A 26,515-nucleotide genomic window follows, 5' to 3' on the forward strand; every position below is an offset into this window, starting at 1 on the left:
TTATCATTATCTGTTCAGCCACGGCTCCGGATTCAGTTTTTCCTTCTCTTTCCTCAATTGGAAGTGTAGCACCGTACGACCATTGTCGGCCCCATCCGAGAAGATTTGTCCGAGGGTCTGTTTGGTGGTGACATCATCGCCCTGCTTCACCGAGGCCGATGACAAGTTGCAATAGACTGATATATAATTCCCGTGACGGACAAGGATATTGAACAGTCCGTTCAGTTTAAAGACAGCCGCCACTTTACCATTGAAGATGGCACGGGCTTGGGCACCCGGTTTCCCTTGTATATCGATGCCCTTATTGTCCAGCTTGACATTGCGCAAACCTTCCACAGAATACTGGCCGTAATGGCTGGTAATGATATACGCTCCGGTGATGGGCATCGGCAACTTACCGCGATTATTAGCAAAGTTCCCTGATAATTCACGGTCTGCCTTACTCATGGAGTAAGTTTCCAAAGGCTGTGCCTTCGGCTTTGCGGGCGTAGAGGCAGTTGCCGTTTTTTCGGTTTTTTCACCAGCCTTTTTACGTGCGGCTGCCTCACGGCGCGCTTCTTCTGCCGCACGCTTACGCGCTTTCTCTATTTCTTCCGCTATCAGACGGTCAATGCGTGCATTGAGCTGATTGGCTTCACGGCGTTTCTTATTCAGTTCGTTCTGTAAGCCCCGCTGTTTCTTTTTCAGATTGGCTACCAACAACTTTTGTTCCTTCTCCTGCGCTTCCAGCTTGACTTTCTCCTCTTCACGTTCTTTCAACAATCCTTCTTTGGCAACCTTCACTTGCTGAAGCTCAGTCTTCTTACGGTTCACCTGCTCCTGCTTTTTCAACACTTCCTCGCCTTGCAGGCGCTGATAAGTAGCATATTCACGTACATAGCGCATGCGTCGATAGGTCTGTGCCAGGCTCTTGGCAGAGAAAATGAACATCAGCTTCTCTTCAATGGAGCGGTTCTTATACAAATATTGAACGGACGATTCGTATTTCTTCTTCTTGTCCCTTAGGTCACGTTGCAGGCGGGTCAACTGACGTTCTAATGAAGACAACTCGCGCTCTATGGATTCCACATCATTATTGATAGTCAGAATATAGCGTTTGCGCTCTTCTATCTGTCCGGTCAGTGCAGCAAGACCGTTCAACTGGCTTCCCACATCCTTCTTGGTGGTTATCAACAGCGTTTCCGACTCTGCTATCTGTTTCTGCAAGGCACCACGCTTGCTTTCCAGTTCCTTAATCAGCTTGTTGGACTGGGCAAGGAGCGGAGAAACCGGCAAAAGGAGGAGAAAGAAGAGAAGGAGAAGCTTCATAAGTTATGAGTTATAAGTTATGAGGGATTATCTGACAATTATCAACTAATCAAAGGTCCATCAGCATTTCCAGCAGTTCTTCCAGCTCCACCTCTTTATATTTCTGTGAGAGCTGGGTAGGAGTCAGTGCAAAAGGCTTATCCGAGAAGTTGGAAAGTTCAATCTTTCCCTTTTCCAGAGAGGGTATCCCGAGTTCCTTGCCGGTAAGCACCTTCTTGCCATTGGGTTTGGAAGCAGCATAAAGCAGTTTCTCCAAATGGGCAAAATCCGCCTTCTTGGGCAGCACATCCTTCAGTTCCTTACGTGTTGCACGGACATAACGTTTTCCCATACGGTCTACCAACAGAATCTCATCCGGGGTGACTTCCATACGTGCCACCTCCGTACGAAGTATCGGCATCAGAAAGGAAATCTGCATGCATTCTTCCTTCTTCAACTTCATCGTACCGTTCACAGTAAGGGTGGCATCTTTATGGGGTACCGTCAGCTGCACTTTGGAGGAAAGGCAGGCAGATTCTCCGGACAGAGAACTTGAGTGACGCGAAGTCTTGCAACCGGCAAGCCCCACAGCCAGCAACAACAGCAAGGACAACAGGCGGCATATCCTTGCCATATCATTCAGCAGGTTTAGTTTCATCTGATATATATTTCTTTTTTTGTATTTTCTGTTTCAACGTATCAGAGCGATTGCCCTTATCCCAGGCTTGTTTCCAGTATTTCAAGGCACCTTCCGCATCGCCAGTCATGTAATAGATATCTCCGCAATGTTCCAAGACCACGTCACTGCTATCTTTATCATTCTTTATCGCCTCATCTATGTAGAGACGCGCCTCGGCATAATTACCTTTAACAAACAATATCCATGCATATGTATCGAGATAGGTGGAATTGTTCGGCTCGGCTTTCACTGTCTTGTAGCTCATCTCTTCCGCCTTGTCCAAGTCGCGGCGCTCCACGGAAAGATAATATGCGTAGTTATTCAAGGCACCGATGTTTGAAGGATTGTACACCAAAGCGGAATCATAAGCCGCATAAGCTTCCACATGCAGATTCTTGGTGTGATAAGCATCACCGATAATGGCATAAAAATCTGATACGACCTCCTTCTTGCTGTCGTCCTTGACATGCGACAAAGCCTTTTGACAGATGGCAAGGGCATCATCCGTCCGTTCCGCCTGGTTGTAGGCAATGGCCAGATAGAAATAGAACTCCAACATATCGGGATTGGACTCCACACCGGCTTCGCACAAATTCATTATTTCCTTGTAATCCTCCTGGCGCACAGCTTCCCCCAGCAATGTCATACGAGCCGCTGTGTTGGTAGGGTCTATCGCCAGAACCTGGCGCAGAACCGGCCCTGCCTCCTTGTTCATTCCTTTGGAAAGAAGATATTGGGCATACAGCAAAGGTAATTGCGCCTCATCGGGCTCCTGCTCCATGATGCGGTTGAAGAGCGTAATGACACGTGTACTGTCCTTGCCTGCCTGCTCATTCTGCACGATGAACTGCCGCATCACATTCAGTTTGGTGTCCGAAGCCACTTTCTTGTTCAGCAACAGCGTGTCCAATTGCTGTTCATACAGCTCCTTCTGTCCGGTCTCTTCGTAGTAAGAAGCCAATGAGTACATGGCCATTGCATTGTCCGGCTCTTCGGCCAGCACCTTCTTGTAAATCTCATAAGCTTCCTGCTTTTTCCCGTTCTGCATATAGACATCCCCCAGCACAACCTGATAGCGCATATCGTTGGGATACTCTTCTACCAGACTTTCTATTTCATGAAAGGCGCTCTTGTCGTCCTTCTTTTGCAGATAGATGCGGAACTTCTCCATACTGAGCTGTTCATTCTTGCCCATCCGTTCCTCGAGCTTGTTCAGTATACCGATAACTTTGTCATACTCTTCCTGGCGGTTGTAAATCTCCAGCAAGTTGTATAGCGGGTCCAGCTTATCCGAGAAACGTACCGCCATATTTTCCAACAAGGCAGCGGCTTTCTCCGTTTCGTTTTGCTGCATATACAGATTGGCAAGTCCCTGGGCATACCAGTAATTATGGGGAGCATTCTCCACCGCCTTTTCCAACGCGGCTTGTCCCAACGGCACCTGCTTGAGGTACATATAATACTGGGCCATCTCATACAAAGCCGATGATGCGTTCGGGTTTATCGTCAGGCAATGTTGCAGGACATCGAAAGCCGCATCATAGTCTTTCTGGACTTTCAGACGGGCGGCTTCAAGAAAGAAGTAGTCGTAACGGCGCTGCTGTTCGGGGGTAAGCTCCTTTACGGGCGAAACGTCGGCTTTCTTCGACTTCTTCCGTTTCTTCAATTCCTTCCGTGCCTTTTCAGACCGACCGTACCCGCTCATTTTCTCCTTAGAAGCTTGAACATTGGCAGCCTGCACTCCGTACGTAGTAAAGCAGAAGGTACCTATCAACAACGCAAGTATTATTTTTACTCTGATTCTCATCTATTTAATTATAAATTCTTAACCCGTAAAACGGAACAATATCCATTCATTTTTTACCCGTATGCCCGAAGCCACCGGCACCGCGCTCCGTCTCATCCAGCACTTCCACTTCCTGCCAAAGAGCTTGTTCGTGACGCGCTATCACCATTTGTGCAATCCTCTCCCCATCTTCGATGACGAAGGTTTCTGCAGAAAGGTTGACGAGAATAATACAAACTTCACCACGGTAATCGGCATCAATCGTTCCAGGGGAGTTCAGCACGGTAATCCCCTTCTTAATGGCCAATCCGCTACGCGGACGCACTTGCGCCTCAAATCCTTCCGGAAGAGCGATATAAAGGCCAGTAGGCACCAGACACCGCTGCATCGGAGCCAGCGAAATAGGTTCATTAAGGTTTGCACGGATATCCATTCCTGCAGACAGCTCAGTGGCATAAGCCGGAAGCGGATGCTTTGATTTATTGATGATTTGTACGTTCAACATGATGTTATTTACGATTTGACGATTTACTATTTACGATTGGGGCTACTTCTATTCTTACAATTCGAGTAATTCAAGTTTCGCAATTCATCTTCCTTTTACTATAAACTTGGGCGAAAATACGGCTTTTTATACAAAATAGTGATACATTTGCAGTTAAATAATAGTAACTTCAATCGTAAATAGTAAATCGTCAAATCTCAAATAACATCATGATGAATTGGAATACGCTCATATCTGCCAAACGCTTCGGACTGGAAGAGTTTCACCAGGAACGCCATGAAAACCGCTCGGAATTCCAACGTGACTATGACCGCCTTGTCTTCTCTGCCCCCTTCCGCCGTCTGCAGAACAAAACCCAGGTATTCCCTCTTCCCGGTAGTGTATTTGTCCACAACCGATTGACACACAGCTTGGAAGTATCATGCGTAGGCCGCTCATTAGGCAACGATGTATCGAAAGTTCTCATTGCCCGCCACCCGGAACTGCAAGGCAGCTACCTCACCGAAATAGGCTCCATAGTTTCGGCCGCCTGCCTGGCACACGACTTGGGAAATCCTCCTTTCGGACATTCGGGAGAACGAGCTATTTCCACCTTTTTTTCTGAAGGAAAAGGAATGTCCCTGAAGGGCCAACTGACACCTTCCCAATGGGAGGACCTTACCCACTTTGAAGGGAATGCAAATGCGTTCCGCCTGCTTACCCACCAGTTTGAGGGAAGGCGACAGGGAGGATTTGTACTCACCTACTCCACCTTGGCAAGCATCGTGAAATATCCCTTTTCATCGAGTCTTGCAGGCAAAAAGTCAAAATTCGGTTTCTTCATCACAGAGGAAGAAAGTTTTCGCCGCATAGCAGAAGAGTTGGGTATGGAGAAGCAGAACGATGCCCCGTTGAAATATGCCCGCCACCCGCTGGTCTATCTGGTGGAAGCCGCCGATGACATCTGCTACCAGATGATGGATATTGAGGATGCTCACAAACTGAAAATTCTGACTACACAAGAAACCAAAGAGTTGCTTCTTTCTTATTTCTCGAAAGAGCGCCAAGCACACCGGCTCAAAACGATGGAGATAGTAAGTGACACCAATGAGCAAATAGCCTATCTGCGTTCCAGCGTTATCGGGCTGCTTATCGGCGAATGCGTGCAAGCCTTTGTAGACAATGAAGAAAAGATTCTGAAAGGAGAATTTGAAGGAAGCCTCATCAACCATATATCCGAGGTACCAGCCAATGCCTACAAGCACTGTGCAGACATCTCCCTGAAGAGGATTTACCGCTCACGCGACGTACTGGACATTGAACTTGCCGGTTTCCGCATCATCAGTACCCTACTCGAACTGATGATTGACGCCGTGCGTTCTCCAGAAAAGGCATATTCGCAACTGCTCATCAATCGCGTATCGGGCCAGTACAACATAAAAGCGCCTGCACTCTATGAAAGAATACAGGCGGTATTGGATTACATCTCCGGAATGACAGATGTATTTGCACTCGATTTATACAGGAAAATAAACGGGAATAGCTTGCCAGCGGTATAACAGACGACAAGCATTCTTCCGGATAGTCCTATGATACAACCTTATTTGCTCCCGACGTAAGCTTGCATGCCTCCGGTGCGCTCGCTATGAATGACTCGATGTGACGAATGCGCTTTTCTGCCAAAATCTCGTCCACGGCAATCAGGATACCCGTTTCCTCCACATCTCCGAAACCGTAATTGATGGCTGTACCAAACATACGCATGGTAGGGCTGAGACTCATATAGGCATTCACCAGAGGGGGAATATTATACCCCGCCTTACGGATTTCACAATTCAAAATCTTATAGTCTTCTTTAAAAGAGTCTTTACAGAAGAGAGCTGCCAATTCACTCTCGTCCGATTCCAGAAGTAACGGCTTCATCGGAGTAATCAGGTTGTCCTTATCCGCAAAGTGTTTCCGAAGAAAATAAAGAATCTTATCACGACTCTGACGATGATAGCTGGGATACATAGTCACCTTTCCGAAGAAATACTTCACATTGGGCATGACTACGGTCAGTGCGCCCAAACCATCCCACAGATTATCCAACGCAAACAGACCTTTACTGTCTGCACGCGTAGACTGATACTCCAACGTAACGAACGAACGTCCCAACTCAATGGTCGTAGGAAGATAGTCCTTCAAAAATTTATCCGAAAAGTTAAACATATGGGCAGTTGCCAGAATAGGGGCACCATGTTCATCAAAACGCACATCCGTACCTAAGATATAACGGTATCCACCCAAAATTTCTTCAGCTTCCGGATTCCAGACAATCAACTGCTTGTACGGATTGTCCATGATGTCATATTCGTCAATATCCATAGACTTGCCCGTTCCTCCTCCCGCAGCGCGGAACGCAATCTCGCGCAAACGGCCGATCTCCTTCATGGTATTCGGAGAGTCTTGGGCAGTAATGATATATATCTGGTTATGACTTCTATTGGTCATGCGCAGGCGCTTCTCCTCAGTCAACTCCGCTTTCAACAGCTCCTTGCTTATCGGTGCAATTACATCTTCCATATTTCTCTGTTAGTAGTTCTTCTTTTATATAAATACGGTCTCTCTACAATTTATATACAATATCCTTCACATATTGCGCCCATCCAGCCGGGCTTTTCGATTTATCGAAAGTTTGCCAGGGGATAGGCTTCCCTATGGTGATAGTAAATGTTTTATGGCGATTCTTCAGCATTTCATCTGCCAGGTAAAGCATGGCGATATTGAACTTGACACCCAATATCTTACAAAGATTGGCAAGATTATAAAAGAAATTGGAGTTCCGCCCTTCGAAGTGGATGGGAACTACATCACGGTGGGCTTCGACACTCTTCACGATAAAGGTCTTTTTCCAATCCAAGTCACGGATGACCCCATTCTGCCTACGTGAACAAAGACCTGCGGGAAACATGATGAGCTGATTGTCCGAAGCAAATCCCGCCTCCACCATTCTCGGGAAGTCTTTGGCCTGCTTTCCCGTCTTGTTGATGGGGATGCAGAGCGGTGCCAGTCCGTGCAGGTTCATCAGCAGGTCGTTGACCATATATTTCACCTTGCCGCCATAAAAGGAGCCCAAGACATAACCCAACGCCACTCCGTCCTGCCCACCCAGGGGATGGTTGGATACAAAAGTATAAAGCCCTTCTTTAGGCAGATTCTCCTCCCCCTTTACCACAATATTGGCATCAAGGAACTCCAGACAAGCTTTCAGAAAATCCACACCGACTTTATCTTTCGACTCCCGCAAAAAGACATTCAATTCCTCTTGATGAACGATATGCTTCAAATAAGAAACTACGAACTTGGGGATATACTTAGACTTCTTCGGAGCCTTTTCCCGAAGTATCTTGTCTATGTCAATCAAAAATAAAGAGTCGTCAGCCATTCTTCTTTTGATGAAATGAATGTGCAAAATTAACTCATCTTTTTAATTAATCGCAAAAAAAGGACAGAAAACTACACCCGAAATCTATCAAATAACACCTAAAAACTATCAATTGACAGTTTTCCCCCTAAAGTGTGTTTGAAATCCGTCTGCCTGAAAAAGAAAACTTCCGTAAACTTGCAATATCATGATTAACGAAAAAACATAGCACATATGAACAATATAACATTTAAAAAAGACCTGCTCGGAGTTCAAGACGATTTATTGCGTTTTGCATACAAACTTACTTCCGACCGTGAAGAAGCCAACGACCTCCTGCAGGAAACATCCCTGAAAGCTCTGGATAACGAAGAGAAGTATACTCCCGATACCAATTTCAAAGGATGGATATATACCATCATGCGTAATATCTTCATCAACAATTACCGCAAAGTGGTGCGTGACCAGACTTTTGCGGACACCACGGATAATCTCTATCACCTGAACCTGCCGCATGACACCGCTTTTGAGAGCACAGAAAGAGCATATGATTTGAAAGAGATGCACCGCATTGTCAACGCCCTGCCACGGGAGTACAAGATTCCCTTCTCCATGCATGTCTCCGGCTTCAAGTACCGCGAAATTGCAGAGAAGCTGGGGTTACCCTTAGGCACGGTAAAGAGCCGCATTTACTTCACCCGCCAAAGATTACAACAAGACTTGAAGGATTTTGTTTAAGAACCCAGCATATAAAACCAGTGATTTCCATAAATTAAGAAGAGTACAAATTTTAGTTGTATCAAAAGAGAGAAAGGTAGGCCGGGACAATCCCATGTCTACCTTTCATGGCCTCGCCTTTATATTTCTGCACGAACATATTCAAGCCGTTACGCTTTGCGATAATATTATTTACAAAAATCAGGTAGTAACCTCTGGTTACATTCCACCTTTCCAGCTATCCGAAGCACTGAAAGCTAACCAAAACCACCTGAAAACTGCCAATTATTAGATTTCCCCCCAAAGAGAGTTTGATTTCCGTCTATCAAAAAAAAGAATCATCCATAACTTTGCATCATCAATAAAACGAACAATAATTAAAAAAACATCCATTATGAATAATAGAACATTTACCCAAGACCTACTCGGAGTTCAAAACGACTTATTACGCTTTGCATATAAATTAACCTCCAACCGCGAAGAAGCCAACGATCTGCTTCAAGAGACATCATTAAAAGCTCTGGACAATGAAGAGAAGTATACACCTGATACCAACTTTAAAGGATGGATATATACCATCATGCGTAATATTTTCATCAACAATTACCGTAAAGTGGTACGTGACCAGACGTTTGCAGATACCACAGACAATCTCTATCATCTGAATACACCGCATGACCTCACACTCGACAGCACAGAAAGTGCTTACGACCTGAAGGAAATGCACCGCATTGTCAATGCCCTGCCACGTGAGTACAAGATACCTTTCTCCATGCACATTTCCGGTTTCAAGTACCGTGAAATCGCAGAAAAGCTGAACCTCCCACTTGGAACAGTAAAGAGCCGTATCTTTTTTACCCGCCAGAAGCTGCAGCATGACTTGAAGGATTTCAGATAAGAGAATACGGCAAGCAAAGAATTGTTTATTTATTGGCCGGATAAAAACGAAATATACTTATTTTCAGACAATCATAGAATACAAACCAAGATACCTAAAGAAAAACCGAGTGATTAATAAACAACATGAAGAAACAGACAACCATTACAGCCTGCACATTTGTAACAATGGCAATGGAAGCTCCTGCTGTTTTTGTCGTACAGCCGGCCATGAGCAAGCACGTCAAGTACGCAGGTATGGCACTACGTACAGCTGGTCAATGAAGACAAACTTGACTCGCTGAACAGCATACAGTAAAAAAAAGATTTATCCACCGGATTCTGTGGATGAATATAATAATCAACCACCCTAGGGAAATATTATCACTCCTCCCCATCATCTCCCGGCAAACGGTAACGTTCACAAAAAAAGATGGTAAATTAACAAAAAAGAGTTAAGAAGTTAATACTAAAACAAGGAAGAGTTAAGAAAGAGCTTTATCCCAAACTTTGGTTTTTCCAAACCAAGCCTTGAGATAGAAAAACCAAGGCTTGGTTTAGATATCCGCAAGGCTGGGAAAGAAGTTTCCCGCCCAAGACACCATTCCACCAACAAGCGACTTTCAAACCAAAGACCCGCCATCTCTAACTGAATCTTTTCAAAAGAGACTACACAAATTCCCCACCAGCAAAGTGCTTCAAAAGTAGCTTCATTATCAAATGAATAAGCTATCAACAAGGTGTTGAAAACTTCTTCCTAAGATTTTAGTTAAAAGATTGTGGGGAATTGTGGAGAAATGTGTATTTTTACCGTCGCTTATTATAATAAGGTGAGAAATGATACAATTCTTAGGTAATATCGAGGCGAAGGCAGATGCAAAAGGAAGAGTTTTCATCCCGGCCACCTTCCGGAAACAGCTGCAGGCCGCTTCCGAAGAAAAGCTCGTGTTGCGCAAGGACGTATATCAGGATTGCCTGGTGCTCTACCCGGAAAGTGTATGGTTTGCCACCCAAAACCAACTTCGCTGCCGGCTGAATAAATGGAACGCTAAACAGCAAATGATTTTCCGCCAGTTCGTAAGTGACGCGGAAATCATGATCCCTGACGGGAACGGACGCATCCTGCTCCCAAAGCGTTACCTGCAAATGGTGGGTATACAAAGTGATGTCCGCTTCATTGGCGTGGACAACACAATAGAAATCTGGGCCAAGGAACGTGCCGAACAACCATTCATGAACCCTGACGAGTTCAGTGAGGCTCTTGAAGAGCTGCTGGGAGACGAAAATATTTGCTGTGACGAAAATAAGCTATAAACAACAGATGATGAAAGAAGAAACAACATATCATATCCCCGTATTGCTGATGCCGAGCGTAGATGCGATGAGCATCCGTCCGGACGGCACGTATGTAGACGTAACGTTTGGTGGAGGAGGACATTCGCGCGAGATACTGTCCCGCCTGGAAGACGGCGGCCGGCTGCTGAGCTTCGACCAGGACGAGGATGCGGAACGCAACATTGTGAACAACCCGCATTTTACATTCGTACGCAGCAACTTCCGCTACCTGCACAACTTCCTACGCTATCACGGCATCGAAAAAGTGGATGCCATACTTGCCGACCTCGGCGTATCTTCCCATCACTTTGATGACAGCGAACGGGGATTTTCCTTCCGCTTCGACGGAGCACTGGATATGCGTATGAACAAACGTGCCGGCCTGACAGCTGCCGACATCGTGAATACCTACGAAGAAGAAAAGCTGGCCGATATTTTTTATCTGTACGGCGAGCTGAAGAACAGCCGGAAACTGGCATCTGTCATTGTTAAAGCACGGGCTACGCAGAGAATTGCCACCATCGGCGAATTTTTGGAAATCGTCAAGCCACTCTTCGGCCGCGAACGTGAGAAGAAAGAACTAGCAAAGGTATTCCAGGCATTGCGCATTGAGGTAAACCAGGAAATGGAGGCACTGAAAGAAATGCTGTATGCAGCAACAGAAGCGCTAAAGCCGGGAGGCCGTCTGGTGGTGATAACCTATCACTCCCTGGAAGACCGTATGGTGAAGAATATCATGAAAACCGGCAACGTGGAAGGCAAGGCCGAAAAAGATTTCTTCGGGAACGTATTGACCCCGTTCCGGCTGGTCAACAACAAAGTAATTGTACCGGACGAGGAAGAGATAGAGCGCAATCCGCGTTCGCGCAGCGCCAAGCTGAGAATTGCAGAAAGAGTAACGAATGATTAGTGACTAGCAATGGAAAAGAAACAAGAAGAAAAGAATACGGAGAAGGTGAAAAAACGCACCTCACTGAAAAACATCATAGGAGGCGACATTCTGGCCACAGACTTCTTCCGCCGTCAAGCCGGATTGTTGTTCCTTATCATGGTGCTTATCATTATTTACATCAACAACCGTTACGAATGCCAACTGCAACTGATAGAGATAGACAACCTTAAAAAAGAGTTGATAGACATCAAGTACGATGCCTTGACACGCAGTTCGGAATTAATGGAACGGAGCCGCCAATCGCGCATCGAAGAATACATCGCCACCAAAGAAAGTGATTTGCAGACTTCCACTAATCCACCGTACTTACTAAAATAATGGAGAATTGAGGATTAAAGTAATTTCAATAGCACATCGTAAATCGTTAAATCGTAAATAACATTGGCTGTAAATAAAAAAAACATAATGACCCGTTACTTCTTCGTCGTCCTACTCATGGGGCTGGTGGGGATAGCTATTGTTGTGAAAGGCGCCATGATTATGTTTGCCGAGCGACAGTACTGGCACGATGTAGCCGACCGCTTCGTAAAAGAGAATGTAACGGTGAAGCCCAACCGGGGAAATATCCTGTCCTCGGATGGTAAACTGATGGCAAGTTCGCTGCCGGAATATAAAATATATATGGACTTCATGTCCGGCGAAAGGGACGAGAAGCGCCGCAAAAAGGACCAGCAGCGCAAGGATTCTATCTGGAAAGCCAATTTCGATTCCATCTGTATCGGGCTTCATCAGATTTTTCCGGACATCAGTGCCGCCACCTTCAAAAGCCATCTGCGCAAGGGGCGGGAGATGAAGAGCCGGAACTACAACATTCTTCCCAACCGCAACCGGCGCATCTCTTACATTCAGTATAAGGAAGCCAAGCGGTTACCCGTATTCAAGATGAACAAATACCGAGGCGGTTTCCACGAACAGATATACAACCAGCGTAAAAAGCCGTTCGGTTCTTTGGCAGCCCAAACCCTGGGCCGTCTTTATGCCGATACAGCCATGGGAGCCCGCAACGGCATTGAGTTGGCCTTCGACACCCTGCTGAAAGGACGGAACGGTATTACCCACCGTCAGAAGGTGATGAACAAATACCTGAATATCGTAGACCTTCCCCCGGTAGACGGTTGTGACATCATATCCACCCTCGACGTAGGCATGCAGGACATCTGCGAAAAAGCCCTGGTGGACAAGTTGAAGGAAATCAATGCCAATGTCGGGGTAGCCGTACTGATGGAAGTGGCTACCGGAGAAGTGAAGGCCATTGTCAACATGATGAAAGCTGGAGACGGCAATTACTACGAAATGAACAGTAATGCCATCAGCGATATGTTGGAACCGGGCTCCACCTTCAAGACAGCCTCCATTATGGTGGCACTGGAAGACGGCAAGATAACCCCGGATACCGAGGTAGACACGGGCAACGGTATTATGAATATGTACGGCAGCAAGATGAGAGACCACAACTGGCACCGGGGAGGCTATGGAAAGATAGATGTGACACGTATTCTGGAAGTTTCTTCCAATGTGGGCGTCTCCTACCTCATCGACAAGCACTACAAGGATAATCCGCAGAAGTTCGTGGACGGTTTGAAGCGCATGAGCATCGACCAGCCGCTTCATCTGCAAATTCCTGGTGAAGGGAAACCCAACATCAAAGGGCCTAAAGAGCGTTATTTTGCCAAAACGACTTTGCCGTGGATGAGTATCGGCTACGAGACCCAGGTACCTCCTATGAACATACTGACCTTCTACAATGCCATAGCCAACAATGGGGTCATGGTACGCCCCAAGTTTGTGAAAGCAGCGGTAAAGGATGGTGAGGTAGTGAAAGAATATCCTACGGAAGTAATCAATCCCAAGATATGTTCCGACCATACCCTGACACAGATCCGCGAAATCCTTCGGAAAGTGGTATCGCAAGGTCTGGCAAAACCCGCCGGCAGCAAGCAGTTCTCCGTATCGGGCAAGACGGGTACGGCACAGATTTCTCAAGGAGCCGCCGGATATAAGTCGGGACGGGTGAACTACCTTGTAAGTTTCTGCGGATATTTCCCCTCGGAAGCACCTAAATACAGTTGCATCGTTTCCATTCAGAAGCCTGGGTTACCAGCTTCAGGCGGTCTGATGGCAGGTAGTGTCTTTGGGAAAATAGCGGAAAGAGTTTATGCCAAAGACCTGCGTTTTGACATACGCAGTGCCATAGACAGTACCACCAATGTGATTCCTCCCGTGAAAGCCGGAGAGATGAACGAGGCGCTCCTTGTATTGAACGATCTGAAAGTTCCCGTCCAGAAACAGTTCTCCGAACAAAAGAAAAAGGAGCAGTGGGGACATACACAAGCTGCCCCGTCGGCAGTCATCCTGCAAGACCAGGAACTGGCCTCGGGCACCGTGCCCAGCGTGGTCGGTATGGGAGCGAAAGATGCAGTCTACCTTTTAGAGAGCAAAGGACTGAAAGTAAGGCTAAACGGCGTAGGACGGGTGAGGAACCAGTCCATAGCAAGCGGCAGTCGGATAGTGAAAGGACAAACCATAGCCCTGACACTACGTTAACATGAGAATAAACAAGATTTGGATATACATTATATAATAAGGTATGAAATTAAGTGATTTGTTGGCAACAATACAGCCGGTCCGGATTGCCGGAAGTACAAACATGGAGATAACGGGAGTGAATATAGACTCCCGCCTGATAGAAACCGGACATCTGTTCATGGCCATGCGTGGTACGCAGACCGACGGGCATGCCTATATCCCAGCTGCTATCGACAAAGGGGCTGTCGCAGTATTGTGTGAAGAATTGCCGGAAGAGCTCAAGACCGGCACCACCTACATTCTGGTGAAAGACAGTGAAGATGCCGTAGGGAAAGTGGCCACCACTTTCTATGGTGACCCTACATCCAAGATGGAACTCATCGGCGTGACCGGAACCAACGGAAAAACAACCGTTGCTACCTTATTATATAATACTTTCCGCTACTTCGGCTACAAGGTCGGACTGGTTTCCACTGTATGTAATTACATCGACGACCAGCCCGTACCGACCGAACATACCACCCCGGACCCAATAACCTTGAACCGCCTACTTGGAGAGATGGCGGACTCCGGCTGCAAGTATGCCTTCATGGAAGTCAGTTCCCATTCCATTGCCCAGAAGCGCATCAGCGGTCTGAAGTTTGCCGGCGGTATTTTCACTAATCTGACCCGCGACCATCTGGATTATCATAAAACGGTGGAGAACTATCTCAAGGCCAAGAAAAAGTTCTTCGACGAACTGCCGAAAGGAGCTTTCAGCCTGACCAACCTGGATGACAAGAACGGACTCGTGATGACACAGAATACCCGTTCGAAAGTATACACCTACTCTTTGCGCAGTCTTAGCGACTTCAAAGGCAAAGTCTTGGAATCTCATTTCGAGGGAATGTTACTTGACTTCAACAACCACGAACTGGCAGTACGTTTCATCGGGAAATTCAATGCCTATAACCTGCTGGCGGTATTCGGTACTGCCGTATTGCTGGGCAAGAAAGAAGAAGATGTACTGGTTGCCCTCAGTACGCTGCGTCCGGTAACCGGCCGCTTCGATGCCATTCGTTCACCGAAAGGCTACACTGCCATTGTGGACTATGCGCATACTCCAGACGCCCTGGTCAATGTATTGAATGCCATTCACGGAGTGCTGGAAGGAAAAGGAAAAGTGATTACCGTTGTAGGTGCCGGCGGCAACCGCGACAAAGGCAAGCGTCCCATCATGGCCAAAGAATCCGCCCGCTTGAGCGACCGGGTCATCATTACCTCCGATAACCCGCGCTTTGAAGAGCCGCAGGACATCATCAACGACATGCTGGCGGGGCTGGATAAAGACGACATGCAGAAAACCATCAGCATCACCGACCGCCGCGAAGCCATCAAGACAGCCTGCATGCTGGCACAGCCGGGAGACGTGATTCTCGTTGCAGGCAAAGGGCATGAGAATTATCAGGAGATTAAAGGCGTGAAACACCATTTTGACGACAAAGAGATATTAAATGAAATAATTAAATAATTAACATCATGTTATACTACTTATTTCAATGGTTAGACAAATATGACTTCCCCGGTGCGGGCATGTTCGGCTATACATCCTTCCGTTCGTTGATGGCAATCATTCTGGCATTGCTCATTTCGAGCATCTGGGGAGACAAGTTCATCAATCTACTGAAGCGCAAGCAAATTACCGAAACGCAACGTGATGCCAGTATCGATCCATTCGGTGTGAACAAAGTGGGAGTACCCAGCATGGGCGGTGTCATCATTATTTTTGCCACACTCATTCCTTGCTTGCTACTGGGCAAGTTAGACAATATTTATATGATATTGATGCTGATTACCACAATCTGGTTAGGGTCGCTAGGATTTGCCGACGACTACATCAAGATATTCAAAAAGGACAAGGAAGGCCTGCACGGTAAGTTCAAAATCATCGGTCAAGTAGGTTTAGGACTTATCGTCGGATTGACTCTCTACCTCAGCCCGCAGGTGGTTATCCGCGAGAACATAGAAATAGAGAAGCCAGGGGGACAAATAGAAGTAGTACATGCAGCCAAGGAAATCAAGGCAACGCAGACCACCATCCCGTTCTTCAAAAGCAACAACTTCGACTATTCCGACTTAGTAAGCTTTATGGGTGAACATGCCCAAACAGCAGGTTGGATATTGTTCGTGATTATCACTATTTTCGTAGTTACCGCCGTCAGCAACGGAGCCAACCTGAATGACGGAATGGACGGAATGGCGGCAGGGAACTCCGCCATTATCGGACTGACCTTGGGAATACTCGCCTACGTGTCGAGCCACATTGAATATGCCGGCTACCTGAATATCATGTACATTCCCGGCTCGGAAGAACTGGTAATCTTTATCTGTGCCTTCATCGGTGCACTTATCGGCTTCTTATGGTACAATGCCTATCCGGCCCAAGTATTCATGGGCGATACGGGCAGTCTGACCATTGGAGGAATCATCGCAGTATACGCCATCATTATTCACAAGGAACTGCTGATACCCATCCTTTGCGGTATCTTCCTGGTGGAGAACCTCTCGGTCATCCTGCAACGCCTCTACTACAAGACAGGCAAGCGGAAAGGCGTGAAACAACGTCTCTTCAAAAGAACGCCGATACACGACCACTTCCGCACTTCCATGAGCCTGATAGAACCGGGATGCAGCGTGGTATTCACCAAACCGGACAAGCTGTTCCACGAATCCAAAATCACCATCCGCTTCTGGATTGTGACGATTGTACTGGCAGCGATAACAATTATAACATTAAAGATTAGATAATGTGGGATGCATTAGCATAGTTTCCACATTGACATATTAGTATATAAATATTATGAGTAGAATTGTAGTATTAGGAGCTGGCGAAAGCGGCGCAGGCGCTGCTGTACTGGCCAAAGTGAAAGGTTTCGACACGTTCGTCTCCGACATGTCTGCCATTAAAGACAAATACAAGGAACTGCTGGATAAATACGGCATTGCCTGGGAAGAGGGACACCACACAGAAGAGCTGATTCTGAATGCTGACGAAGTGGTGAAAAGCCCCGGTATCCCCAACGACGCTCCGCTCATTGTGAAATTAAAGGAAAAAGGTACGCCCATCATCTCTGAGATAGAGTTTGCGGGACGGTACACTGACGCAAAGATGGTCTGTATCACCGGCTCAAATGGAAAGACTACAACCACCTCGCTCATTTATCACATCTTCAAGAGTGCAGGACTGAACGTCGGCCTCGCCGGCAACATCGGCAACAGCCTGGCCTTGCAGGTAGCCACGGAGCAGCATGATTACTACGTCATTGAGCTGAGTTCCTTCCAACTGGACAATATGTATAACTTCCGTGCCAACATTGCCGTACTGATGAACATCACTCCGGACCACTTGGACCGTTACGACCACTGTATGCAGAAATATGTGGACGCCAAATTCCGCATCACCCAAAACCAGACACCGGAAGACGCTTTTATCTTCTGGAACGACGACCCCATCATCAAGCGCGAACTGGACAAGCATGGCCTGCGCGCCCATCTTTACCCGTTCGCTGCCGTAAAGGAAGACGGAGCCATCGCATACGTGGAAGACGGTGAAGTGGAAATCAACGAACCGATAGCCTTCAATATGGAGCAAGAGGAGCTGGCGCTGCACGGCACACACAACTTATACAATTCATTAGCCGCTGGTATCTCAGCCAACTTGGCCGGTATCCGAAAAGAATATATCCGCAAGGCTTTGTCCGACTTCAAGGGAGTGGAGCACCGATTGGAGAAAGTAGCCACCGTACGCGGCGTAAGCTTCATCAATGATTCCAAGGCAACGAACGTAAACTCCTGCTGGTATGCCCTGCAAAGCATGACCGGCAAAACCGTACTTATCCTCGGCGGTAAGGACAAAGGAAATGATTATACGGAAATCGAAGACCTTGTACGCGAAAAGTGCTCTGCCCTGGTATATTTGGGATTACACAACGAAAAGCTGCACGACTTCTTCGACCGCTTAGGATTGCCCGTAGCTGATGTTCAGACCGGCATGAAGGATGCCGTAGAAGCAGCCTTCAAACTGGCAAAGAAAGGTGAAACCGTGTTGCTCAGCCCTTGCTGTGCCTCCTTCGACCTCTTCAAGAGTTATGAAGACCGCGGCGAACAGTTCAAAGCATGTGTCAGAGCACTATAAAAGACAAGTGCCGCATGAGACTGTCAACTTGTAATTCTTTAATTATTAATTTTTAATTTGCGAAGCATTGGATTTATTAAAGAGCATATTCAAAGGCGACAAAGTGATTTGGATTATTTTCCTTTTCCTTTGCCTCATCTCCATCACAGAGGTATTCAGTGCTGCCAGTACGCTGACCTACAAGAGTGGCGACCACTGGGGACCGATTACGCAGCACAGCATTCTCCTGATGGTAGGTGCCGTCATTGTAGTACTGGTACACAACATCCCCTATAAATGGTTCCAGGTGTTCCCGGTATTCTTGCTTCCGATATCCATCGGACTGCTGGCTTTTGTGATGCTGATGGGATTCATTACCGGTGACCGCGTAAACGGCGCAGCCCGCTGGATGACCTTCATGGGCATTCAGTTCCAGCCGTCGGAAATAGCGAAGATGGCCGTCGTCATCGTTACAGCCTTTATCCTCTCGAAAGGGCAGGACGAAGACGGTGCAAGTCCGAAAGCCTTTAAGCGCATCATGATTATTACCTGCATAGTCTGTGGCCTTATCCTGCCGGAAAACTACTCAACGGGAATGTTGCTCTTCGGAACGGTCTACCTAATGATGTTCATCGGGCGGGTATCTGCCAGGAACCTACTGATACTGGGAGGAGGGATTGTGGCATTCGTTACAGTCTTTGTTGCCTTCCTGCTGGCCACGCCAGACAAGACATTGGAAAATATACCGATGGGACACCGTTTTACCACTGTAAAATCCCGTATTGCAGACTTTACCAACAAGGAAGAAGTTCCTGCTGCCAAATTCGACATCGACGGCGACGGGCAAGTGGCACATGCCCGTATTGCCGTAGCTACGAGTAACGTTGTAGGCAAGGGCCCGGGAAACTCCGTACAACGTGACTTTCTGAGCCAGGCATTCTCCGATTTTATCTATGCCATCATCATTGAGGAACTGGGACTGGTAGGCGGGATAGTCGTTGTGTTCCTTTATGTCTGCCTATTGGTGCGAGTAGGCCGTATCGCCAAAAAATGCGACCGCACCTTCCCCGCTTTCCTCATTACCGGAATAGCCTTGCTACTCGTCACGCAGGCGTTGTTCAACATGATGGTTGCCGTAGGTCTGGCACCCGTCACGGGACAACCGCTTCCGCTCATCAGCAAGGGTGGTACATCCACTTTCATCAACTGTGCCTACATCGGCATGATACTGAGCGTCAGCCGCTATACAGCCAAACTGGAGGAACAACGGATGCATGATGCACAAGTGACTATGCTGGTGGATACCGGAAATGCAGAAAACCTGAAACAACCGATCGACAGCGAGGCACAAACAGCCGCCGAACCGACAGCAAAGGTACTGAACAGTGATGCGGAGTTTGAATAACAGCCTCTCCCCCACCCCCTCCCCTATAGGGAGGGGAGAAAAGAGTGATTGAGTAATGGCGAGTATGCCAATAATACAAAAATAAAGAAGAACAAGAATATGAGTAAAGAGGCAAACAACTATACAAGTCAAAGTAACTCTACCCCTCTCTCTACGGGGAAGGGAGTGAGGCTTATCATCAGTGGCGGTGGTACCGGAGGACATATCTTTCCGGCTATCTCCATTGCCAACGCCATAAAAGAGTTGTGTCCCGACGCAGAGATTCTCTTCGTAGGTGCCGAAGGAAGAATGGAGATGCAGCGTGTTCCCGATGCTGGTTACCGGATTATAGGTTTACCCGTTGCCGGATTTGACCGTAAACATCTGTGGAAGAACGTCTCCGTATTGCTGAAACTGATACGGAGCCAGTGGAAAGCACGGAGCATCATCAAGGAGTTCCGCCCGCAAGTAGCTGTCGGTGTAGGTGGCTATGCCAGTGGTCCTACGCTGAAAATGGCGGGAATGATGGGTATTCCCACACTGATACAAGAACAGAATTCCTACGCCGGTGTCACTAACAAGCTGCTGGCACAGAAGGCATGCAAGATTTGTGTGGCTTACGAAGGTATGGAAAAATTCTTCCCGGCAGAAAAGATAATCATGACCGGTAATCCGGTGCGCCAGAATCTGCTCCACCACTCCATCTGCCGCGAAGATGCCGTGAAATACTTCGGACTGAACCCGGAGAAGAAAACAATACTGATATTGGGCGGCAGTCTCGGAGCCCGCACCATCAATCAGACATTGAGTGCCGGACTGGATGTCATTCGCGCCAATCCCGAAGTGCAATTCATCTGGCAAACGGGGAAGATATACATTGACCAGGTCAGAGAAGCTATTACAAATACAACGGGAGAAGCCGTACGCAACCCGCGCATTAGTGCCATCCCCAATCTGTACGTGACGGACTTCATTAAGGATATGGCAAATGCATACGCGGCTGCCGACCTGGTGATTTCACGTGCAGGAGCCGGTTCCATCTCCGAGTTCTGCCTGCTGCACAAGCCAGTCATCCTGGTTCCCTCACCCAATGTGGCAGAGGACCACCAGACCAAGAATGCGCTGGCGCTGGTGGATAAGGGTGCAGCTATCTATGTGAAGGATGTGGAAGCGAAAGAGAAGCTGCTGCCGGTGGCGTTGGAGACAATCGCCAACTCCGAGAAGCTGCAAGACTTAAGCAAGAATATCTCCAAGCTGGCGTTGCCGGACTCGGCAACAATTATTGCGAAGGAGGTATTGAAGTTAATTAAGAAATAAATTAGGAGAGCATCTTAATGAAAGATATGAATATAGAAACAATTAAATCCGTTTACTTCATTGGTGCCGGCGGTATCGGCATGAGTGCGCTGATACGTTATTTCCTCTCTAAAGGAAAGAAAGTAGCGGGCTACGACCGTACGTCGAGCGAACTGACAGAACGCCTGATTACGGAAGGAGTACAGATACACTACGAAGAGAATATCAACCTTATTCCGGAGATGTGCAAAGACAAGGCAAGCACGCTCGTGGTCTATACCCCCGCCGTGCCGCAAGAGCATGCAGAACTGACCTATTTCCGTGAAAACGGTTTCGACATATATAAGCGCTCCCAAGTATTGGGCATCATCACCCGCAGCAGCAAAGGTTTGTGCGTGGCAGGTACGCATGGCAAGACTACCACCAGCACCATGGCTGCCCACCTGCTGCACCAGTCACACGTGGGCTGCACCGCCTTCCTCGGAGGTATTTCGAAGAACTACGGTACGAATCTGCTGCTTTCCGCCACCAGCCCTTATACCGTTATCGAAGCAGATGAGTTCGACCGTTCCTTCCACTGGCTGTCACCCTGGATGAGTGTCATTACTGCCACCGACCCCGACCACCTGGATATATACGGCACCAAAGAAGCCTATCTCGAAAGCTTCCGCCACTACACCGCGCTTATACAACCAGGCGGCGCCCTGATTCTGCACAAAGGACTGGAGATGCAGCCCGACGTACAGCCAGGGGTAGCCACCTATACCTACTCGCGCCATGAAGGTGACTTCCATGCCGAGAACATCCGTATCGGAAACGGTGAAATTTTCATCGATTTCGTAGCACCGGACACCCGCATCAATGATATCCAGCTAGGTGTTCCCGTCAGCATCAACATCGAGAACGGCGTTGCCGCCATGGCACTCGCCCATCTCAGCGGTGCCACCGACGAGGAAATCAAGCAAGGCATGGCAAGCTTCCGCGGAGTGGACCGCCGTTTCGACTTCAAGCTGAAGAATGACCGAATTGTATTCCTCAGCGATTACGCCCACCATCCGGCGGAAATAGCCCAAAGTCTGAAGTCCGTCCGTGAACTGTACCAAGACAAGAAGGTAACCGTCATCTTCCAGCCTCACTTGTACACCCGTACCCGCGACTTCTACCAGGATTTTGCAAACAGCCTTTCCCTATCCGATGAGGTGATTCTGACAGAGATATACCCTGCCCGCGAGCAACCAATTCCCGGCGTGACGAGTCAGCTGATTTATGACAACCTCCGCCCCGGCATCGAGAAATGTATTTGTAGGAAAGAAGACGTCCTCAGCCTCCTCGCCCAGAAGCATACCGAAGTAGTGGTAGTGCTGGGAGCCGGCGACCTGGACAACTATGCTCCCCAAATCACCCAACTATTATCAGAGAAGTATCATGGTTAAAAGGATTCTACTTTCTATCGTCCTGTTGCTTGTCATTGTCTATCTGGTAGTGGCTGTCACTGCCCTCAACCGCAAACCGGCCACCCAGGTGTGCCATGATGTGGAGCTGGTGATAAAAGACACGGTATATGCCGGCTTCATCACGAAGAAGGAAGTAGCTACCCTGCTGGAGAAGAAAGGCATCAGCCCCATTGGGAAAGACCTGAAACGCGTGCGCACCAAGACCTTGGAGCGCGAACTTGCCAAGCATCCCCTCATCGACCAGGTGGAATGCTACAAGACCCCGAGCAGCAAGCTCTGCATCGAAGTGACCCAGCGAATCCCCATCCTGCGCGTGATGAGCGCCAATGGCGAAAACTACTATCTGGACAACAAGGGTACTGTAATGCCCCCCGATGCAAAATGCGTTGCACACCTTGCCGTAGTGACCGGAAATGTAGAAAAGTCGTTTGCCATGAGGGATTTATATAAGTTTGGTGTATTTTTGCAGAAGAATTCTTTTTGGAATGCACAGATTGAACAGATTCATGTACTGCCTGGCAAAAATATAGAATTAGTGCCACGTGTCGGCGACCATCTCATCTATTTGGGTAAGATGGCCGGTTTTGAAAAGAAACTGAAACGTGTAAAAGCATTCTACGAAAGAGGTTTGAACCAGGTGGGCTGGAACAAATACTCCCGCATTAACGTTGAATTCGATAATCAGATTATCTGCACGAAGAGGGAGTAAAGAGATTTATCCCTTATCAAAGCGCAGTAAATTGTAAATTGTAAAATAGTAAATAAATAGATATGGCAACAACAGATTTCATCGCCGCTATCGAGTTGAGTTCTTCCAAGATTTCCGGTATCGCAGGGAAGAAGAACAGTGACGGAAGTATCCAGGTGTTGGCTTATGCATGCGAAGATGCATCCCCGTTTATACACAAAGGGACCATCTACAACATTGACAAGACCGCACAAGCGCTGACTTCCATCATCAACAAGCTGGAAGGCCAGCTGAACAACTCCATCGCCAAAGTATATGTAGGCATCGGCGGACAATCATTGCGCACGGTGAGGAATGCGGTAAGCCGTACGCTGGAGGAAGAGAGCATCATTTCGCAAGAACTGGTAGACGAGATTTGCGACGAGAACCGTGATGTACCCCTAGTAGACATGAGTGTGCTGGATGTAGCCCCACAAGAATACAAGATAGACAACACGTTGCACGTGGAGCCCGTAGGAGTTGCCGGAAAATACATCACCGGACAGTTCCTCAACATCGTGGCGCGCGCCTCGCTGAAAAAGAACCTCGAACACAGCTTCGAGCAAGCCAAAGTGGAAATTGCCGACGACCTGCTCGTAGCCCCCACTGCGTTGGCCAAAGCCGTGCTGACTGAAAACGAGATGCGTTCGGGCTGCGCACTGGTGGACTTCGGTGCCGACACCACCACCGTGCTGGTCTATAAGAACAATATCCTGCGCTACCTCAGCGTACTGCCGCTGGGTGGAAACAACATTACCCACGACATCACTTCCCTGCAAATGGAAGAGGAAGATGCCGAGAAGCTGAAACTGCAATACGGTGATGCCCTCTACGAGGAGGAAGAAGACGCCGAGACTCCTGCCGTATGTATGTCGGAAGACGGCCGTACCTTCGAATTGGCCCTGCTGAACAATATTATCGGAGCCCGTGCAGAAGAAATCCTTGCCAACGTATGGAACCAGTTACAGCTTTCCGGCTACGAGGACAAACTTTTCTCCGGTGTAGTATTTACCGGTGGAGGAGCCAATCTGAAGAATCTTGAGAAAGCCTTCCATAGAGTGAGCAAGATTGAAAAGGTAAAGACCGCCAAGTTCGTACAGACCACCGTCCACACACGCAGCGAAGAGCCCAAAAAGGACGGCATGCACAACACACTGCTGGGCCTGCTGGCTGCCGGCAACGAGAATTGCTGCCTGCAAGAGGTGAAACCGGTGCAGCAGCCTGCCTCCAATGTTCCTCCCAAACCGGTCGACATATTCGTTGACGACGAAGCGCTGAAAGAGCAGGAAGCTGCCGCACGCGCCGCCAAGGCACAGCGCGAGAGGGAAGAGAAAGAACGCAAGGAGCGTGAGCGAAAAGAAAGGGAGCTGCGCGAAAAGGAAGAGAAAAAGAAGAAAAAGAAAGAAGGCCCCAGCTGGTTCGAAAAGACTTTCAACAAGATTTCCAACGAAATCTTCTCGGACGACGATATGAAGTAATAATGTGATAATGTGCCAGAAAATTAAGTTATTATGGAAGATATAGTACAATTCGATTTCCCGACGGATTCACCGAAAATCATTAAAGTAATCGGTGTAGGCGGAGGTGGCGGCAATGCCGTGAACCATATGTACCGGGAAGGTATACACGACGTGACGTTCGTACTGTGTAACACAGACAACCAAGCGTTGAAGGACTCTCCCGTGCCCGTGAAGTTACAGCTTGGAAAAGAAGGCCTGGGAGCCGGAAACCGCCCCGCCCGTGCCCGCAAGGCAGCAGAAGAGAGTATCGAAGACATCAAGAATATGCTGAACGACGGCACCAAGATGGTATTCATCACTGCCGGAATGGGCGGTGGTACCGGTACGGGTGCCGCACCCATCATTGCACAGACCGCCAAGGAAATGGATATCCTGACCATCGGCATCGTCACCATCCCTTTCCGCTGGGAGGGCGACAAGAAGATAGACCAGGCACTGGATGGCGTAGAGGAAATCAGCAAGCACGTAGATGCCCTGCTGGTCATCAACAATGAAAAGCTGAGCGAGATATACAGCGAGTTGTCCGTGGACGACGCGTTCGACAAGGCCGACGACACCCTTTCGGTAGCCGCCAAGAGTATTGCCGAAATCATCACCCTGCATGGAAAGGTGAACCTCGACTTCAACGACGTGAAAACAGTGCTGAAGGACGGCGGCGTAGCCATCATGAGTACCGGCTACGGCGAAGGTGACAACCGTGTCAGCGAAGCCATCAAGAATGCGCAGCACTCGCCGTTGCTGAACAACAACGACATTTTCAATTCCAAGAAGGTACTCCTCAACATCTCTTACAGCTCACAATACAAGCTGATGATGAGCGAAATGGACGAGGTAAAGGAATTCATGAACCGTTTCAGCCGCGACTTCGAGACCAAATTCGGTATGGCCATCGACGACAAACTGGAACAGAAAGTGAAAATCACCCTGCTTGCCACCGGTTTCGGTATCCAGGACATCCACATGAAGGAGATGGACGACCGCATCACCCAGCGCACCGCCGAAGAACAGCAACGCCTTGCCGAGCTGGAGGAGGAAGAGGAACAGAGACGCAACCGCCGCGAAGTGTACTACGGCAAGGATGCCAACGCCCGTTCCCAGCGCAGCCGCCGTCGCCATATCTATCTCTTCAATCCCGAAGACATGGACAACGCCGACATCATCAGCATGGTAGAGAATTCTCCGACCTATCTGCGTGACAAAAGTACGCTGAACAGCATCAAGATGAAGGCAGAGCAGGAAGGGCAGCTCGCCACCGAAGCCGCGCAAGAAGCAGAAGGCGGTGCAGGGGGAGTCATCACCTTCTGATTTTTCCGTTCCCGATATGTAAAACCATCCTCCTCCCCTTCGGGAGAACAGGAGTAAACCTATAACAATATGGATTTATTTGAAAAAGTCAGCGAAGACATTAAAACAGCTATGAAAGCCAAAGACAAAGTGGCTCTCGAAACATTGAGAAACGTAAAGAAAGTATTCCTTGAAGCCAAAACCGCTCCCGGAGCCAACGATACCATGAGCGATGCAGATGCTTTGAAGATTATCCAAAAACTGACCAAACAAGGCAAAGACGCCGCTGAAATCTATGTACAGCAAGGTCGCCAGGACTTGGCAGACGATGAGCTGGCACAAGTAAAGGTGCTTGAAACCTATCTGCCCAAGCAAATGAGCGCCGAAGAACTGGAAGCAGCCTTGAAGGAAATCATAGCCGAGGTCGGTGCCACCAGCGGCAAGGACATGGGCAAAGTGATGGGTGTAGCCAGCAAGAAACTTGCCGGACTTGCCGAAGGCCGCGCCATCTCAGCCAAAGTAAAGGAACTGCTGGGATAAAGTATAGCGAAGGAGATAAGAAATATTCGGGTTCAATTGCATGAGATGGGCATCTCGTGCTGTATGAGATATACATCTCATGCAGCATAAGATGCCCATCTCGCGCAAT

At 48.1% G+C, this 26,515-nt stretch carries 25 protein-coding genes; 18 read left to right on the forward strand and 7 right to left on the reverse strand.

The window, feature by feature from the left end:
* Window positions 1–6: 6 nt before the first annotated feature.
* From EYA81_RS07225 to dut, 4 genes are read right to left on the reverse strand one after another with little or no spacing between them, the layout of a single operon-like run.
* The gene (locus EYA81_RS07225; RefSeq protein ID WP_057253814.1) at window positions 7–1,308 is read right to left on the reverse strand and encodes a murein hydrolase activator EnvC; all 1,302 of its coding nucleotides are present in this window, start codon (window positions 1,306–1,308) and stop codon (window positions 7–9) included.
* Between the two features lie 49 nt (window positions 1,309–1,357).
* Window positions 1,358–1,945 carry a DUF4292 domain-containing protein gene (locus EYA81_RS07230; RefSeq protein WP_008662710.1) on the reverse strand — a complete coding sequence of 196 codons (588 nt, stop codon included), beginning with the start codon at window positions 1,943–1,945 and terminating at the stop codon, window positions 1,358–1,360.
* Window positions 1,923–3,773: a tetratricopeptide repeat protein gene (locus EYA81_RS07235; protein WP_117600214.1), complete on the reverse strand. Its 1,851-nt coding sequence runs from the start codon at window positions 3,771–3,773 to the stop codon at window positions 1,923–1,925. The genes EYA81_RS07230 and EYA81_RS07235 overlap by 23 nt, the downstream gene beginning before the upstream one ends.
* Before the next feature lie 46 nt (window positions 3,774–3,819).
* On the reverse strand, window positions 3,820–4,254 hold the full coding sequence (gene dut / locus EYA81_RS07240; protein WP_025831605.1) for a dUTP diphosphatase: 435 nt from the start codon (window positions 4,252–4,254) through the stop codon (window positions 3,820–3,822).
* Window positions 4,255–4,466: 212 nt separating this feature from the next.
* Here dut and EYA81_RS07245 point away from each other — a divergent pair, with 212 nt between their 5' ends.
* A complete protein-coding gene (locus tag EYA81_RS07245) occupies window positions 4,467–5,795 on the forward strand; it encodes a deoxyguanosinetriphosphate triphosphohydrolase (RefSeq protein ID WP_061411069.1) in 1,329 nt (442 codons plus the stop codon).
* A gap of 28 nt (window positions 5,796–5,823) precedes the next feature.
* On the opposite strand, the gene EYA81_RS07250 is transcribed toward EYA81_RS07245, so the two are convergent.
* On the reverse strand, window positions 5,824–6,801 hold the full coding sequence (locus EYA81_RS07250; protein WP_117600213.1) for a GNAT family N-acetyltransferase: 978 nt from the start codon (window positions 6,799–6,801) through the stop codon (window positions 5,824–5,826).
* Between the two features lie 43 nt (window positions 6,802–6,844).
* The gene (locus EYA81_RS07255) at window positions 6,845–7,663 is read right to left on the reverse strand and encodes a 1-acyl-sn-glycerol-3-phosphate acyltransferase (RefSeq protein ID WP_117600212.1); all 819 of its coding nucleotides are present in this window, start codon (window positions 7,661–7,663) and stop codon (window positions 6,845–6,847) included.
* Between the two features lie 213 nt (window positions 7,664–7,876).
* On the opposite strand from EYA81_RS07255, the gene EYA81_RS07260 reads away from it, so the two are divergent.
* The 3 genes from EYA81_RS07260 (at window position 7,877) to EYA81_RS19175 (ending at window position 9,520) form a co-directional block, all read left to right on the forward strand.
* On the forward strand, window positions 7,877–8,380 hold the full coding sequence (locus EYA81_RS07260; RefSeq protein WP_117600211.1) for an RNA polymerase sigma factor: 504 nt from the start codon (window positions 7,877–7,879) through the stop codon (window positions 8,378–8,380).
* Window positions 8,381–8,753: 373 nt separating this feature from the next.
* Window positions 8,754–9,257: an RNA polymerase sigma factor gene (locus EYA81_RS07265; RefSeq protein WP_117600209.1), complete on the forward strand. Its 504-nt coding sequence runs from the start codon at window positions 8,754–8,756 to the stop codon at window positions 9,255–9,257.
* Between the two features lie 125 nt (window positions 9,258–9,382).
* Window positions 9,383–9,520, forward strand: a complete 138-nt coding sequence (locus tag EYA81_RS19175) for a hypothetical protein (protein WP_158562784.1) — start codon at window positions 9,383–9,385, stop codon at window positions 9,518–9,520.
* A gap of 184 nt (window positions 9,521–9,704) precedes the next feature.
* On the opposite strand, the gene EYA81_RS07270 is transcribed toward EYA81_RS19175, so the two are convergent.
* Window positions 9,705–9,974 (reverse strand): hypothetical protein, encoded by a 270-nt coding sequence (locus EYA81_RS07270; protein WP_226791248.1) that lies wholly within the window; start codon window positions 9,972–9,974, stop codon window positions 9,705–9,707.
* A 98-nt stretch (window positions 9,975–10,072) separates the two neighbouring features.
* Between EYA81_RS07270 and mraZ the strand changes: the two genes are divergently transcribed.
* The 14 genes from mraZ to EYA81_RS07340 all read left to right on the forward strand — a co-directional run bounded on the left by mraZ (window position 10,073) and on the right by EYA81_RS07340 (window position 26,406).
* A complete protein-coding gene (gene mraZ / locus EYA81_RS07275; RefSeq protein WP_117600208.1) occupies window positions 10,073–10,549 on the forward strand; it encodes a division/cell wall cluster transcriptional repressor MraZ in 477 nt (158 codons plus the stop codon).
* 10 nt (window positions 10,550–10,559) lie between these two features.
* On the forward strand, window positions 10,560–11,480 hold the full coding sequence (gene rsmH / locus EYA81_RS07280; protein ID WP_117600286.1) for a 16S rRNA (cytosine(1402)-N(4))-methyltransferase RsmH: 921 nt from the start codon (window positions 10,560–10,562) through the stop codon (window positions 11,478–11,480).
* A gap of 9 nt (window positions 11,481–11,489) precedes the next feature.
* Window positions 11,490–11,840, forward strand: a complete 351-nt coding sequence (locus EYA81_RS07285; RefSeq protein WP_005830386.1) for an FtsL-like putative cell division protein — start codon at window positions 11,490–11,492, stop codon at window positions 11,838–11,840.
* An 87-nt stretch (window positions 11,841–11,927) separates the two neighbouring features.
* On the forward strand, window positions 11,928–14,066 hold the full coding sequence (locus EYA81_RS07290; RefSeq protein WP_117600207.1) for a penicillin-binding protein: 2,139 nt from the start codon (window positions 11,928–11,930) through the stop codon (window positions 14,064–14,066).
* A gap of 43 nt (window positions 14,067–14,109) precedes the next feature.
* Complete coding sequence (locus EYA81_RS07295; RefSeq protein WP_117600206.1) at window positions 14,110–15,558, forward strand: UDP-N-acetylmuramoyl-L-alanyl-D-glutamate--2,6-diaminopimelate ligase; 1,449 nt, start codon at window positions 14,110–14,112, stop codon at window positions 15,556–15,558.
* 8 nt (window positions 15,559–15,566) lie between these two features.
* On the forward strand, window positions 15,567–16,835 hold the full coding sequence (mraY, locus tag EYA81_RS07300; protein WP_117600205.1) for a phospho-N-acetylmuramoyl-pentapeptide-transferase: 1,269 nt from the start codon (window positions 15,567–15,569) through the stop codon (window positions 16,833–16,835).
* Between the two features lie 52 nt (window positions 16,836–16,887).
* Window positions 16,888–18,222, forward strand: a complete 1,335-nt coding sequence (gene murD, locus EYA81_RS07305) for a UDP-N-acetylmuramoyl-L-alanine--D-glutamate ligase (protein ID WP_119961397.1) — start codon at window positions 16,888–16,890, stop codon at window positions 18,220–18,222.
* A gap of 67 nt (window positions 18,223–18,289) precedes the next feature.
* Window positions 18,290–19,606 carry an FtsW/RodA/SpoVE family cell cycle protein gene (locus tag EYA81_RS07310; RefSeq protein WP_117600203.1) on the forward strand — a complete coding sequence of 439 codons (1,317 nt, stop codon included), beginning with the start codon at window positions 18,290–18,292 and terminating at the stop codon, window positions 19,604–19,606.
* Between the two features lie 99 nt (window positions 19,607–19,705).
* Window positions 19,706–20,902: an undecaprenyldiphospho-muramoylpentapeptide beta-N-acetylglucosaminyltransferase gene (gene murG, locus EYA81_RS07315; RefSeq protein WP_117600285.1), complete on the forward strand. Its 1,197-nt coding sequence runs from the start codon at window positions 19,706–19,708 to the stop codon at window positions 20,900–20,902.
* 26 nt (window positions 20,903–20,928) lie between these two features.
* Window positions 20,929–22,314: a UDP-N-acetylmuramate--L-alanine ligase gene (gene murC / locus EYA81_RS07320; protein WP_119961450.1), complete on the forward strand. Its 1,386-nt coding sequence runs from the start codon at window positions 20,929–20,931 to the stop codon at window positions 22,312–22,314.
* The gene (locus EYA81_RS07325) at window positions 22,307–23,044 is read left to right on the forward strand and encodes a cell division protein FtsQ/DivIB (RefSeq protein ID WP_117600202.1); all 738 of its coding nucleotides are present in this window, start codon (window positions 22,307–22,309) and stop codon (window positions 23,042–23,044) included. Before murC ends, EYA81_RS07325 begins: the two co-directional genes overlap by 8 nt.
* 62 nt (window positions 23,045–23,106) lie before the next feature.
* The gene (gene ftsA, locus EYA81_RS07330) at window positions 23,107–24,540 is read left to right on the forward strand and encodes a cell division protein FtsA (protein ID WP_131225571.1); all 1,434 of its coding nucleotides are present in this window, start codon (window positions 23,107–23,109) and stop codon (window positions 24,538–24,540) included.
* A 33-nt stretch (window positions 24,541–24,573) separates the two neighbouring features.
* Window positions 24,574–25,887, forward strand: coding sequence for a cell division protein FtsZ (gene ftsZ / locus EYA81_RS07335; RefSeq protein WP_117600200.1), 1,314 nt, complete (start codon window positions 24,574–24,576; stop codon window positions 25,885–25,887).
* A 69-nt stretch (window positions 25,888–25,956) separates the two neighbouring features.
* Entirely contained in the window at window positions 25,957–26,406 is a 450-nt protein-coding gene (locus EYA81_RS07340) for a GatB/YqeY domain-containing protein (protein WP_131225572.1), read from the forward strand.
* The last annotated feature ends 109 nt before the right edge of the window (window positions 26,407–26,515 follow it).

Source organism: Bacteroides sp. A1C1 (assembly GCF_004328515.1).
Lineage (GTDB): Bacteria > Bacteroidota > Bacteroidia > Bacteroidales > Bacteroidaceae > Bacteroides > Bacteroides uniformis.

Excerpts from the sequence above, each read along its gene's own strand:
- EYA81_RS07225 (WP_057253814.1), bottom strand. The coding sequence starts at position 1,308 with ATGAAGCTTCTCCTTCTCTTCTTTCTCCTCCTTTTGCCGGTTTCTCCG.
- EYA81_RS07230 (WP_008662710.1), bottom strand. The coding sequence starts at position 1,945 with ATGAAACTAAACCTGCTGAATGATATGGCAAGGATATGCCGCCTGTTG.
- EYA81_RS07235 (WP_117600214.1), bottom strand. The coding sequence starts at position 3,773 with ATGAGAATCAGAGTAAAAATAATACTTGCGTTGTTGATAGGTACCTTC.
- EYA81_RS07245 (WP_061411069.1), top strand. The coding sequence starts at position 4,467 with ATGATGAATTGGAATACGCTCATATCTGCCAAACGCTTCGGACTGGAA.
- EYA81_RS07250 (WP_117600213.1), bottom strand. The coding sequence starts at position 6,801 with ATGGAAGATGTAATTGCACCGATAAGCAAGGAGCTGTTGAAAGCGGAG.
- EYA81_RS07255 (WP_117600212.1), bottom strand. The coding sequence starts at position 7,663 with ATGGCTGACGACTCTTTATTTTTGATTGACATAGACAAGATACTTCGG.
- EYA81_RS07260 (WP_117600211.1), top strand. The coding sequence starts at position 7,877 with ATGAACAATATAACATTTAAAAAAGACCTGCTCGGAGTTCAAGACGAT.
- EYA81_RS07265 (WP_117600209.1), top strand. The coding sequence starts at position 8,754 with ATGAATAATAGAACATTTACCCAAGACCTACTCGGAGTTCAAAACGAC.
- EYA81_RS19175 (WP_158562784.1), top strand. The coding sequence starts at position 9,383 with ATGAAGAAACAGACAACCATTACAGCCTGCACATTTGTAACAATGGCA.
- mraZ (WP_117600208.1), top strand. The coding sequence starts at position 10,073 with ATGATACAATTCTTAGGTAATATCGAGGCGAAGGCAGATGCAAAAGGA.
- rsmH (WP_117600286.1), top strand. The coding sequence starts at position 10,560 with ATGAAAGAAGAAACAACATATCATATCCCCGTATTGCTGATGCCGAGC.
- EYA81_RS07285 (WP_005830386.1), top strand. The coding sequence starts at position 11,490 with ATGGAAAAGAAACAAGAAGAAAAGAATACGGAGAAGGTGAAAAAACGC.
- EYA81_RS07290 (WP_117600207.1), top strand. The coding sequence starts at position 11,928 with ATGACCCGTTACTTCTTCGTCGTCCTACTCATGGGGCTGGTGGGGATA.
- EYA81_RS07295 (WP_117600206.1), top strand. The coding sequence starts at position 14,110 with ATGAAATTAAGTGATTTGTTGGCAACAATACAGCCGGTCCGGATTGCC.
- mraY (WP_117600205.1), top strand. The coding sequence starts at position 15,567 with ATGTTATACTACTTATTTCAATGGTTAGACAAATATGACTTCCCCGGT.
- murD (WP_119961397.1), top strand. The coding sequence starts at position 16,888 with ATGAGTAGAATTGTAGTATTAGGAGCTGGCGAAAGCGGCGCAGGCGCT.
- murG (WP_117600285.1), top strand. The coding sequence starts at position 19,706 with ATGAGTAAAGAGGCAAACAACTATACAAGTCAAAGTAACTCTACCCCT.
- murC (WP_119961450.1), top strand. The coding sequence starts at position 20,929 with ATGAATATAGAAACAATTAAATCCGTTTACTTCATTGGTGCCGGCGGT.
- EYA81_RS07325 (WP_117600202.1), top strand. The coding sequence starts at position 22,307 with ATGGTTAAAAGGATTCTACTTTCTATCGTCCTGTTGCTTGTCATTGTC.
- ftsA (WP_131225571.1), top strand. The coding sequence starts at position 23,107 with ATGGCAACAACAGATTTCATCGCCGCTATCGAGTTGAGTTCTTCCAAG.
- ftsZ (WP_117600200.1), top strand. The coding sequence starts at position 24,574 with ATGGAAGATATAGTACAATTCGATTTCCCGACGGATTCACCGAAAATC.
- EYA81_RS07340 (WP_131225572.1), top strand. The coding sequence starts at position 25,957 with ATGGATTTATTTGAAAAAGTCAGCGAAGACATTAAAACAGCTATGAAA.